At 68.1% G+C, this 12414-nt stretch carries 6 protein-coding genes and 1 pseudogene; 4 read left to right on the top strand and 3 right to left on the bottom strand.

Annotated features, from left to right (window positions below):
* Positions 1–422 precede the first annotated feature (422 nt).
* Positions 423–2330, bottom strand: a complete 1908-nt coding sequence (locus OG972_RS01100; RefSeq protein ID WP_266977815.1) for a SpoIIE family protein phosphatase — start codon at positions 2328–2330, stop codon at positions 423–425.
* 55 nt (positions 2331–2385) lie between these two features.
* On the opposite strand from OG972_RS01100, the gene OG972_RS01095 reads away from it, so the two are divergent.
* From OG972_RS01095 to OG972_RS01085, 3 genes are all read left to right on the top strand, one after another.
* Positions 2386–6645 carry a HAMP domain-containing protein gene (locus OG972_RS01095; RefSeq protein ID WP_266977814.1) on the top strand — a complete coding sequence of 1420 codons (4260 nt, stop codon included), beginning with the start codon at positions 2386–2388 and terminating at the stop codon, positions 6643–6645.
* Positions 6642–7361: a two-component system response regulator gene (locus OG972_RS01090; RefSeq protein WP_266977813.1), complete on the top strand. Its 720-nt coding sequence runs from the start codon at positions 6642–6644 to the stop codon at positions 7359–7361. The genes OG972_RS01095 and OG972_RS01090 overlap by 4 nt, the downstream gene beginning before the upstream one ends.
* Before the next feature lie 782 nt (positions 7362–8143).
* Positions 8144–8776: a hypothetical protein gene (locus tag OG972_RS01085; RefSeq protein ID WP_266977812.1), complete on the top strand. Its 633-nt coding sequence runs from the start codon at positions 8144–8146 to the stop codon at positions 8774–8776.
* Between the two features lie 683 nt (positions 8777–9459).
* On the opposite strand, the gene OG972_RS01075 is transcribed toward OG972_RS01085, so the two are convergent.
* Both OG972_RS01075 and OG972_RS01070 read right to left on the bottom strand, forming a co-directional pair.
* A complete protein-coding gene (locus tag OG972_RS01075) occupies positions 9460–9777 on the bottom strand; it encodes a thiopeptide-type bacteriocin biosynthesis protein (RefSeq protein WP_266977811.1) in 318 nt (105 codons plus the stop codon).
* Positions 9778–10071: 294 nt separating this feature from the next.
* Positions 10072–10674 (bottom strand): annotated as a pseudogene (locus OG972_RS01070) (lantibiotic dehydratase).
* A gap of 138 nt (positions 10675–10812) precedes the next feature.
* Here OG972_RS01070 and OG972_RS01065 point away from each other — a divergent pair.
* Positions 10813–12330, top strand: coding sequence for a glycoside hydrolase family 43 protein (locus OG972_RS01065; RefSeq protein ID WP_266977810.1), 1518 nt, complete (start codon positions 10813–10815; stop codon positions 12328–12330).
* Positions 12331–12414 lie beyond the last annotated feature (84 nt).

The raw sequence follows: 12414 nt of genomic DNA, 5'->3' as shown, positions 1-12414 counted from the left end.
TCGGACGCACCCAACGCTGCTCGGACAGGCATGGGACAACCCCGAATCCTGGCCTGCCCGTTGAAGCGCAGCGCCTTCCGGATGCGCTCTGTTCGGATCCTTGGTCGCCGGCAACCCTCATGAGAAACCCTGGGGGAAGAACCCGCGAAGGCTGTCGCGCGGCGAGTCGTATCGGAGCCACCGAATGCCGCAGCGGAGGATTCGACGCTTGTTGCCACGAGTCCGGCACGCTTTCGGAGGTCCACATGAAGCCGCTGCTATGCCAGGAGTTGACCATTCGTCATGGGCTCGTGACGCCCTGCGGTGTATATCCGTCTCATCCGCTTCTTGGCCCGCCTGCCGACCAGCGAGGAACCATCGCACCTCGACCGGTCCCAGGCGTCTCCCCGCAAAGCGCCACGGGGGTAGCCTCGTGTTCGGTCTTACGCCCGGTTCCGCACCTGTTCAACTCCTGGCGCATGCACCGGCACCGCCCCTAGCACCAGCACCGCGAGGTCGTCTTCGACCGGCCCCGTGTCGAAGTCGTGCACCGCCTGCCGCACGCGTTCCGCGACGGCCGTGGCGCCCAGGCCCACGCACTGCCGCAGCACCTCGGAAAGTCCGTCGTCATCATCCAACTGCCGGTTCCCGCTGCGGCGTTCTGTCACGCCATCGGTCACGCACAGCAGAGTCTCACTCGGTGCGAGGTCGAAGGAGTTGGCGTGGAACTTCGCCCCCTCGTCGATCCCGAGCAGCATCTGCGGGTCCGACATCGGCGTCACCGAGCCGTCGGCGGACAGCCGCAGAGGCAGAGGGTGCCCGGCGCAGGCGATCTTGCAGTGCGCGCCGCCCGCCACGGGGTCGGGCTCCAGCTCCCCGTAGAGCAGGCTCAGGAACTGGGGCCGGGCCTGCTCGCCGCCGAGCGCCGCGGCCTCAGCGCTCTCCTCCGCCATCGCGCAGTTCAGCCTGTCGAGCACCGACTCGACGCCGTGGCCCTCGCGTGCCAGCATCCGTACCAGGTGCCGTGCCAGGCCGGTGACGGACATCGCCTCCGGGTCGTGGCCGCACACGTCGCCGAGGAGGAAGCCCCAGCGGTGGCCTCCCAGCGGGAACAGGTCGTAGAAGTCGCCGCCGACGGTCTGGCCGTGACCGCGCGGCTCGTAGACGATCGCCGTGTCCATGCCTGGGATGCTGGCGAGGGAAGCGGGAAGTTGCCTGCGCTGGAGCGCTCGGCTGATGGTCGTCTGCTCGGTGTATTGGCGGGCCGTGGCCACCGCCTGGGCGACACGCCGTGCCAAGTCTTCCGCGAGTCGCACGACTCCGTCGGTCATCTGCAGCAGTCCCGCCCGGCCGAGCAGCAGCACGCCATGGCAGTGACCGCCCGTGACGAGGGGGAAGGCGATTGCGGAGCCTCCCGTGTTCGCGCTCTCCGGCCAGGGCCAGGGGATACCCGTTGTGGCGAGCCTGGCGGGCGGCGGGTCCTTCTCCAGCACGCGGCGTAGCGCGTCGATGCACCGTTCGTCCGCATGCCAGACGCGGGAGAGCCGCAGACCGCCGTTCTCGGTGCTGAGCCACACACCGCACCAGTCGGCAAGCCTGGGCACGAGCAGCTGCCCGGCGAGGGCGGCGACCATGTCCTGGTCGAGCTGGCCGGCGAGGAGCTCGCTTGCCTCGGCAAGGAACGAAGGCCCTCCGCGGTCGACCCACTCGGCGGTGTCGTCGCGACGGCTGTGCGGCGGGGCGGTCGCGAGGCTGTCCGTGGTGCGCGGTTTGCCCTCGGTGGCGCCGTCGACAGGACTGTCGACCGGCTCGGGTTCCTCGGCCGTGGTCTCCAACCGGAACCACACCGTCTTCTGAGTGCGCCGGTACGTCACGCCCCACGACTCTGCCCGCGCACGGACGAGCTGGAGGCCACGGCCGTACCACACGTGCAGGGCGTCCTTCCTGCCGAGCACGGTGCGGGAAGGGTGGCGGTCCGCCACCTCGATGACGACGTCGACAGGTCCGTCCGCGTCGAGGGGGCCGTTCACGTTGAGGAGGGACGCGGCGCGTGAGCCGTGCCCTGCCTCGAGGCGGCAGACGACCTCGATCGTGGTACCGGCGTGCATGACGGCGTTGGTGACCAGTTCGCTGACCAGGAGCATGGCGTCGTCGACGAGCCGGTCGGTGATCTTCGGTGAGCCAGGAACCGCAGGATCGGTCCATTCGCCGAGCGCCGCGCGCACAAAGGTGCGCGCGGCGGATGCCGTGCAGTCGTCGGCAGGCAGAGTCGTCCGCGAGACGAACTCGCGGTGGGAGGACAACGGCGCTCCGGGCGACTCCTTGGAGTTTCCGACGACTGACCGAATCATGTAACGTATTTTACGACAAAGCGCCCATATGCCCCGAGCCTGAGCGTGAGCTGCCATGGCACTCGACCCGCCCTCCGATGCCGTTTCCCCCGCCCCTCATTCCCCGGAACCCCCCCATTCCCCGGAACGCGTGGCCCGGCCGGGCTCCACCCCGGACGGGCAGTGGGTGCGCACGGCTGAACTGCGTCCACTTCTCGCAGCGTTGAATTCGTTGTGCGATGGCGACTTCACCGTACGTGTGCAGGGTGCAGGCGAAGGTGTCCTGGCCGAGATGGCAGGGGTGTTCAACCAGGTCAGCGCGCGGAATGCGCATCTGGCCGCGGAACTCCAGCGGGTGCGCCGCGAGGTCGTGCGGCAGGGCAGACTGGACGAGCGGATCGCGGCGAGCCCCGGGCAAGGGGCATGGGCGACGAGCGTGGACGCGGCGAACCAGCTCGTGGAGGCGCTGGTGGCCCCGGTAGCGAAAGCGACACGGGTGCTGGACGCGGTTGCTGCCGGTGATCTGACGCAGCGGGTGGATATGCACGACGGCAACCGTCAACTCCGCGGTGACCTACGGCGTCTGGGGCTCGTGGTGAACCGGATGGTCGACGAGCTGTCCCTGTTCACGGGCGAGGTCACGCGTGTCGCACGGGAGGTCGGGACAGAAGGGCGGCTCGGCGGGCGGGCCAAGGTTCAGGGTCTGTCGGGCGACTGGCGTTACGTCACCGAGGCCGTCAACACCATGGCAGCGCGGTTGACGGCGCAGGTGCGCGACATTGCCGTGGTGACCACGGCGGTGGCGCGCGGCGACTTGACCCAGCAGGTGACGGTCGAGGCGACCGGCGAGCTGTTGGAACTGAAACTCACCGTGAACACCATGGTGGACCAGCTTCGGGCGTTCGCGGATGAGGTGACGCGAGTCGCCCGCGAGGTCGGCACGGAAGGGCAGTTGGGCGGACGTGCTCAGGTGCCCGGGGTCTCCGGGGTGTGGAAGGACCTCACCGACAACGTCAACCTCATGGCCTCGAACCTCACCTCGCAGGTCCGCAACATTGCACAGGTGACCACCGCCGTCGCCAACGGCGATCTCAGCCAGAAGATCACGGTGGACGCACAGGGCGAAATTCTCCAGCTCAAAAGCACCGTGAACACGATGGTCGACCAGCTGTTGGCGTTCGCGGATGAGGTGACGCGAGTCGCCCGCGAGGTCGGCACCGAGGGGCGCCTGGGCGGGCGGGCGCAGGTCCGCGGGGTCTCCGGGGTGTGGAAGGACCTCACCGACAACGTCAACTTCATGGCGGACAACCTGACCTCGCAGGTCCGCAACATCGCCCAGGTTGCCACCGCTGTCGCGGAGGGTGACCTCGGCAAGACGATCACGGTGGAGGCAAAGGGCGAGATCCTGGAACTGAAGTCGACGATCAACACGATGGTCGACCAGCTCTCGGCGTTCGCGGATGAGGTGACGCGAGTCGCCCGCGAGGTCGGCACCGAGGGGAACCTGGGCGGGCAGGCGCAGGTCCGCGGGGTCTCCGGTGTCTGGAAGGACCTCACCGACAACGTCAACTCCATGGCGCTGAACCTCACCTCGCAGGTCCGCAACATCGCCCAGGTGACCACGGCCGTCGCCAACGGCGACCTGTCGAAGAAGATCGACGTGGACGCGCGCGGCGAGATCCTGGAGCTGAAGGACACCGTCAACACGATGGTCCAGCAACTGCGGGCGTTCGCGGATGAGGTGACGCGAGTCGCCCGCGAGGTCGGCACCGAGGGGAACCTGGGCGGGCGGGCGCAGGTCCGAGGCGTTTCCGGTGTCTGGAAGGACCTCACCGACAACGTCAACTTCATGGCGGACAACCTGACCTCGCAGGTCCGCAACATCGCCCAGGTCGCCACCGCTGTCGCGCAGGGCGACCTGTCGAAGAAGATCGACGTGGACGCGCGCGGCGAGATCCTGGAGCTGAAGACCACCATCAACACGATGGTCGACACGCTCTCCTCGTTCTCCTCCGAGGTGACACGGGTCGCCCGCGAGGTCGGCAGCGAGGGACAGCTGGGTGGCCAGGCCCGCGTCGAGGGTGTCTATGGAACGTGGAAGCGGCTCACCACCAGCGTCAATGAACTCGCCTCGAACCTCACCACCCAGGTCCGCGCGATCGCCGAGGTCGCCAGCGCCGTTACCCAGGGCGACATGTCCCGTGCCATCTCGGTCGAGGCACAGGGCGAGGTGGCCGAGCTGAAGAACAACGTCAACCTCATGGTGGCGAACCTCCGCGAGACCACCCGCGCCAAGGACTGGCTGGAATCCAACCTCACTCGCATCGCCGGTCTCATGCAGGGCCACCGAGATCTCGTCGAGGTCGCCGACCTGATCCTGCGCGAGCTGACGCCATTGGTGAACGCACAGTTCGGAGCGTTCTTCCTGACCGAGGCCGCGGCCAAGCCGGGGGAGGGGCTTCAGTTCATCGCCGGCTACGGCACCGATGCGGCCAGGGGGAGCGGCCCGTTGCCCGAGTCCGGGACGCCTGGCCGCGGGCTGATCACCCAGGCCGCTCTGGAGAAGAAGCGCATCCTCATCGCTGATGTCCCACCGGACTACATCACCATCAACTCCGGGCTCGGCGCCGCACTTCCGGCCAGCGTCGTCATCCTGCCGATCCTCTTCGAGGACCAGGTCCTCGGAGTGATCGAGCTGGCCTCGTTCAGCAAGTTCAGTGACGTACACCTGGCCTTCATCGACCAGTTCGTCACCACCATCGGCGTCTCCATCAATACCATCATCGCCAACTCCCGCACCGAGTCCCTGCTCTCGGAGTCCCAGCGCCTCACCAGCGAGCTGCGCAAGCGGTCGGACGAGCTCCAGCGGTCCAATGCGGCGCTGGAGGAGAAGGCAGCCCTGCTCGCCACGTCCTCGCAGTACAAGTCCGAGTTTCTGGCGAACATGTCGCACGAGCTGCGCACCCCGCTCAACTCGCTGCTGATCCTGGCCGGCCTGCTTGCCGACAACCCGGATGGCACGCTGTCCGAGCAGGAGGTCCAATTCGCGGCCACCATCCACCGCTCGGGCTCGGATCTGCTGCAGCTGATCAACGACATCCTCGACCTGTCGAAGATCGAGGCGGGCCGGATGGACGTCCGCCCGAGGACATTGCCCCTGGTCAAGCTGCTGGACTACGTGCAGGCCACGTTCCGCCCGCTGACCCTTGACCGCGGGCTCGCCTTCGACGTCACGGTCGGCGAGAACGTGCCGAGTGAGCTGGTCTCGGACGAGCAGCGCCTCCAGCAGATCCTGCGTAATCTGCTGTCCAACGCCGTGAAGTTCACCTCCTCCGGCGGCGTGGAGCTGCGCGTCGAGTGCGTGCCGGGAACGAAGTTCGAGGACCGGTCGCTGCGGAACGCCGAGACCGTCATCGCGTTCTCGGTCAAGGACACCGGCACCGGCATACCGCCCGAAAAACTGTCGGTGATCTTCGATGCGTTCCAGCAGACCGACGGCACCACCAGTCGCAAGTACGGAGGGACCGGGCTCGGGCTGTCCATCAGCCGCGAGATCGCCGGGCTGCTCGGCGGCCGGATCGTCGCCGAGAGCGAACTGGGCGTCGGATCCTGCTTCACTCTCTACGTTCCGTCGCGCTTCCCCGGCGTCTTCCCGGAGCCCGACGCGGTGGCTGCGCCGGCCGTCCCCGCTGCGCTCCCTGGACAGGCCGAACCGTCGCCGGACGCTGCCGACTACGCGCCGAGCGGCGTCTTCGGGAACGCGGACAGCCTGATCGGTAGGGGAACCCCGGGGGCCGCCGACGGCCGAGATGACACCTGGCCGGAGACGACACGGCTCAGGGAGTGGCTGAGCGGGCGCCCCGGCCGCGTGCTGGCAGGGCGCCGCATCCTCATCGTCGACGACGACATCCGGAACGTCTTCGCGCTCACGCATATGCTGGGCCGCGTCGGCATTACCGTGAAGTACGCCGAGAACGGCCGCGAAGGCATCGAGGTCCTCGACCGGTCTCCTGACGTGTCGCTGGTCCTGATGGACATCATGATGCCCGAAATGGATGGATACGAGACGATCCGGACTATCCGGCGCACGCCCCGTCTCGCCGGACTCCCCATCATCGCGCTCACGGCCAAGGCCATGCCGGGCGACCGCGAGAAGGCCATCGAAAGCGGCGCCTCCGACTACGTCCCCAAGCCAGTGGACGTGGACCGCCTGCTGACGGTCATCTGCGACCTGCTCGACCCGCAAGGCGCCCCTCCGGCACCGGAGACAGGAACCGGTGGAGAGTCACATCCGGCAGGGGAAGACGGCACAGACCCTCCGAGGCGGAGGATATGACCATTAACACTCCGGAGAAGGCCAGCATCCTGATCGTCGACGACATGGAGGAGAACCTGGTTGCGCTGGAGGCCGTACTCGGCTCGCTCGACCAGCAGCTGGTACGCGCCCGCTCCGGAGAGGAGGCCCTCAAAGCGATGCTGCGCCAGGAGTTCGCGGTCGTGCTGCTCGATGTCATGATGCCCGGCATGGACGGTTTCGAGACCGCCGCCAACATCAAGCGTCTGGACCAGACCAAGGACGTGCCCATCATCTTGCTGACCGGGACCGAGGCCGACACGGACTATCTCTACCGGGGATACGCGATCGGCGCCGCCGACTTCCTGACCAAACCCTTCGACCCTTGGCTGCTTCGCACCAAGGTCAACGTCTTCCTGGATCTGTACCGCAAGAACCGTCAGCTCGCCGCACAGGCCGAGCAACTGCGTCGTCTGCTGGTCGGGGCGCCGACTCCCGCCGCACCGGTAGGCCCGGCGGGATCCGTAGAATCCCTGGGGGGTGCCCGGGACAGGCTGTCGCGGGCACGGGACGCAGGTGCGGGTGCCAGCGCGACTGCGGGCAGTGGCCAGCAGCTGGCGGAGATCACCGAGCGGCTCGCCCAGATCGAGCTGCAACTACGGGACGCCGAAGGCGCCGAGGCAGTCGGCCTCGCCGACCGCATCGCCGACCTCGAACGTGCCGTCCGCAGCCTGCGCGCGGGCCGGGACGCCTACTAGGTCCTTGTCGGGTGCTGTCGCTGGGGTGGGTTATCGGCAGGCGAGGCAGGCGGCGGCCCAGGTGGCCAGGAGTCGATGTATGAGGTCCAGGGCCTGGTAGAGGGTCAGGCCCCGGCAGGGGCATCTGTTCAGGTCCGCCGTTCGGTCAGGAGAGGGTGGACGGGCGGTCGCGGGGGTGACGTGCCGGTGCCGGCCTGTGGTGATCGGCCTTCGAAGCAGGTGAGTCCCGAGGACGGTTCGGCTCGCGGTAGGCGTGTTCGACATGCCGTCGCAGCTTGCGAGCCGGGCCAGATCAGGGTGGTGGGTGGTTGGGCGCTTCCTGGGAGGTCTGGGACGCCGTGGGGCACCAGTTCTCGCCTTGGGCTTGGACACACCGCTTCCGGGCTCGCCCAACGTAAGTACCGGCGGGAGCGCGAGTGACGGTTGTTCAGAGGGTCGGGGTGGTGGGGGTGCTGGGTGGTGAGGGTGGCGGGGGCGCTGAGTGATGGTTGTTCAGGGCGGTGATGGGGGGTGGTGGGTTGGGGTGGGGTGCTGCCGACAGGGTGAGGGGGTGGGGGTAAGTCGCCCGGAAGGGCTAATCGCGTGCCAGGGGGGCTTACTGTCCTATTATTTGATGGCTCGTCAGATGGTCGTGGTGTGTGTGGGGGGTGGGGTGCGTACACCCGGTCGGCCCTGTGGGGTCACGCCGTGGATCTGTCCCGATATGACAGGTAATGAGGTGGTCAGTACGTTCGTCTCAGGTCGGCTGCCCAGCCGGCGTCTCTGAGACAGGAAGAAGTGACATGACGACGCGTACAGTCGCTGTAACCGCTGCCGTAGCAGGCGCAGCGGTTCTGGCTACTACCGGCATTACGTATGCCTCGGCTTCCGGGTCCGCTCCGGCTGCCCCGGCAGTTCATCAGGCTGCTCCGGCTGTTGCTCCGCTGGGTGGTGACGGCGGCAACGGGAACGGGAACGGGAACGGGAACGGGAACGGGAACGGGAACGGGAACGGGAACGGGAAGGGGAACGAGGGGAAGGGGAACGAGGGGAAGGGGAACGAGGGCGGCTACGGCGGCGGCTACGGTGGCGGCAACAACCGTGGTGGCAACGAGCGTGGTGGTTACGGCCACAAGGAGGAGGGCCGGATCTTCATCAACGAGCGGTCGTACTCGGCTCGCGGTGAGGATGGCTGCATCACGGTGGTGAGCGGTCTGGGCTCACGGAGCTTCAACGTCCGTAACGACAGTCGTCGGACCGTTGAGTTCTTCCGTGGGGCGACCTGCGACAACGGTTCCCCGGTTGCGACGGTCGGTCCCTGGAGCACCAGCAACGGTGTCTTCACCCGTCAGCACATCCGTGGCGGCGTGTTCGTCAAAAACGGTGTCGTGGGCAGCTTCCGGGTGGTCCGGGACCACTTCGACAAGGAGTGGTGAGGGGCCACCTCCAAAGGTGGTAGAGCAGGGTCTGCATGACATGGAAACCCCGGCCCGTCGGAATCGGGCCGGGGTTTCCGGCATGGGGGCACACGGCTGGGGGAGCCTGTGCTGGGTGGGCGTGTGCGGCGCACACCCGGTTTCCCGTACATCGGCCTGGCCATACTAAGGGGTGTCCCGCGGTCCCCGGGGGCGCACGGTGACGACGGCGGCACCCTTGCTGCGCTGTCGGATCGCTCGAATGCGCCTGGTGTGGGGATGCCCTTGCGTCTCGTGATGCACCGCGCCTGGTTGCGGCGGCCGGTCCCGCTGTCCACCCAGAGACCGTCCATCCCGTCCGGGAAGCGCGTCACCTCCGGCACCTTCGAAGGACTGGTCGACTTCCCTTCTTCGAGGGCTCCCACGAGTCCTGCGCGCACATATCGTTCGACAAAGGACTGCTGCTCGTACGCGGCATCGTCGCAGCCCGAGGCCCTCGCCGGACCGGCGTCGGGCAGATGGTGTGGACCTCGAAGCGCTCGCGGCGGCCCATCACGACCACAGCCCCCAGGCCGTCCTCGACCGCGCACCCGCACCTGCCCAGCCGGCCAACGCACCGGCGCGGAGGCTGACAAACGGGACCGTCAACGCCAAGTTGCACCTGTACGCCGACTTTCGGTCCGTCGGCACCCGCTCCACCGACCTCACCCGAGTCGGCCGCACCAGCGCCCCATCTCCCGAAAGCTTTTAGGGTAGTGGAAGTCTGCCAGCAGCCCTGTGTCGCGTAGTTCGTCGGCCCACGTGCTCACCGTGCGGGCCGTGTCGGCGAACGCCGAGGGGTTCGGGAGGGCGATGCGGAGGCGCAGGTGCTGATCGGGGTCGCGGAAGCGTACGAACGACCACGGCGGTCGGTCGAGCCGTTCGAGCAGGTCCGGCATGTGCTGAGAGAGCACGGTGTCCTGGCGTCGGAGGTCCCCGTAGAGGGTGGCCAGGAGCACCGACGAGACTGCCGAGGCCTGCATCTGTTGCCGGGAGAGGATCCGGGCAGGGGTCGGGTGGGGCAGGGGTGGCCAGGCCGGGGGCCGGGTGGCTTTGAGCGGCACAACGACCTCGTGCGCGCGGCCGTCACACCAGCCGGATGCTTCCGGCGCGGCGGCCTCGGTGAGCTCCGCCGGGCCCGCGCGGTCGAGGTGCTTGCGCAGCAGCGCCCGGTGGCCGGCCTCATCGACGTTGAGGACCAGGCGCCGGTCAGCCTCAACGAGGCATACCCGCTGCGGCAGGCGGCGGCGCCCTCGTCAAGAGGCGAACTCGGCGTCCTACGCCGCCTGTTGAGGGGCGCGGCTGGGCAGCTCGGAAGCTTCCATCCTCCAGCGTGTCGGGGCGAGCACCGTGCGCCCGTACCGCAGGCGCGACAGGAACGGCATCGTTGCCGCGGCGCCCCAGTCGAACACGGTGACCTGCGCACACTGGGCGAGGGGCAGCTCGGCGAGGAAACGCACCAGCGGCGGCGTGCGGATGCGGAGATTCAGCGCGTGCATCCGCGCGGCCTCGGCGCAGCGGCGGCGCTCGGGGACGGCCAGGTACATGTGGCGCCCCTCGCAGGCCACCGTCAGGTCCTCGACGGTCAGCACGTCGTCGCCGGGGGAGCGGTGCTCCTACAGGCTGATCACAGTGGGCAACACCCGCGGAGTACGGGTGACGTGGGCGCTCTCGGGCAGCAACGGCGGAAAGGAGAGCTGCGCGGCCACGGCGTGGCCGCCGGCGGTCGGCAGGTCGGACAGGTCGGCGGTCAGAGCGTCACGGTTGCCGGGACCAGCACGCTGAGGAAACGGCCTGTGGAGACACCGGCCGCGAGACACGCTTACGACGTCCAGCCGGAACCGCCCACGCTGCAGATCCTCGACGCTGCCGGCGTGCATTTGGCGGCAACCAAGGAAACTTGGGCTCCAGTTTCGGGGCCGAGACCAGCGCCTCGTCCAGAATTACCTCATCGCGGCCGTTGAGCACGGCCGCTTGTTGACGCCGGCACAGTGTGGTCACACCGATGAAAGGACTCGATGAGAGTGTCTAGCACGCCCCAGACGAGTAACACCATCAGCAACCCCGTGGTCCCCGGGTTCCACCCCGATCCGAGCATTTGCCGGGTGGGCGCGGACTACTACCTCGCGTGCTCCAGCTTCGAGTACTTCCCCGGCGTGCCCATATTCCACAGCCGGGACCTGGTCCACTGGACTCAGATCGGTAACGCCTTGGAACGGCCTGACCAACTGCGTCTATCGCCTGACGCCGCATCCTCCGGCGGGATCTACGCGCCCACACTGCGCCATCACGACGGCCGTTTCTGGCTGATCACTACGAACGTGCACGACGGCGGCAACCTGCTGTTCACCGCCACCGATCCGGCCGGCCCCTGGTCCGACCCGATCCGGGTGCCCGGGGTACCGGGCATCGACCCCGATCTCGCCTGGGACGACGACGGTAACTGCTGGTGCACCTATGCCGGAGTCGGACAGATTCGCATCGATCCGCACACCGGGGAATCGTTCGGTCCACCGCGCCGACTCTGGTCCGGCACCGACGATGCCAAAGCTCCTGAAGCGCCGCATCTGTACCGGATCGACGACTACTGGTACTTGCTCATCGCCGAAGGCGGCACCGAGCGAGGCCATGGTGTTTCGATCGCTCGTGGCCGCACACCTACCGGCCCGTTCGAACCGTGCCCGGCCAACCCGATTCTGACGCACCGCGGGACCGATTACCCCATTCAGAACACTGGTCACGCGGATCTGGTGCAGGCACCCGACGGTTCGTGGTGGATGGTGCTGCTCGGGGTGCGACCGCGCGGTGGCACCCCAGGCTGGCACGTACTCGGCCGCGAGACGTTCCTGGCGGCGGTGAGCTGGGTCGACGGCTGGCCGGTCGTCGGCGACCTGTCGCCCGTGATGCCCGCGCCCCCGTGGCCGCTTCAGCCGGGCGCCGTCGCGCCGGTCCGGGACGACTTCGACCTCAGTGAGCTGGCCCCGTGCTGGGTCTCGCCGCGCCAGCGCCCTGCGGAGAACTGCACCACGAAGGAACGGGCAGGCTGGCTGACGCTGCACGCCCGTGGGAGCTCACTCGACGATCTCGATGTGACGTTCGTCGGCCGGCGCCAACAACACCTGTCCTGCCGGATACGCGCCCTGGTCGACCCGGCGGAAGGACGCGGTGGCCTGGCCGTCCGCCTCGACGAGCAGCACCACTACGACATCGAGGCGGCGTTCGGCGAGGTACGGGTGCTCGCCCGCATCGGCCCCCTGCACACAGTGGTGGCGTCTCAACAGACACCCGCCGGGCCTCTGGTCCTCAGAATCGAGGTGGCCGTTACGCAGGCCGTAGGCGACGCGCGTACCGGCCCGGACACCCTCTCCATCGGCATCGAGGAACCGGACGGCACGTTTGTCGAGCTCACGACGCTCGATGGACGGTACCTGTCCACGGAGGTCGCCGGCGGTTTCACCGGCCGGGTCATCGGAATGTACGCCTCAGCCGGTACCGTCCACTTCGACTGGTTCGACTATGAGCCGCTCGATGGGTGAATGCCGGTCGTGGATCGGTGTGGATGGCGGACCCCGCGGACGTCGAAGGGCACTGAAGCCAACGTGTCCCTGGGCGCGAGAACC

The organism is Streptomyces sp. NBC_01669, assembly GCF_026339735.1.
GTDB classification, from domain to species: domain Bacteria; phylum Actinomycetota; class Actinomycetes; order Streptomycetales; family Streptomycetaceae; genus Streptomyces; species Streptomyces yanii.
This window is presented reverse-complemented; position numbering and strand designations above follow the sequence as displayed.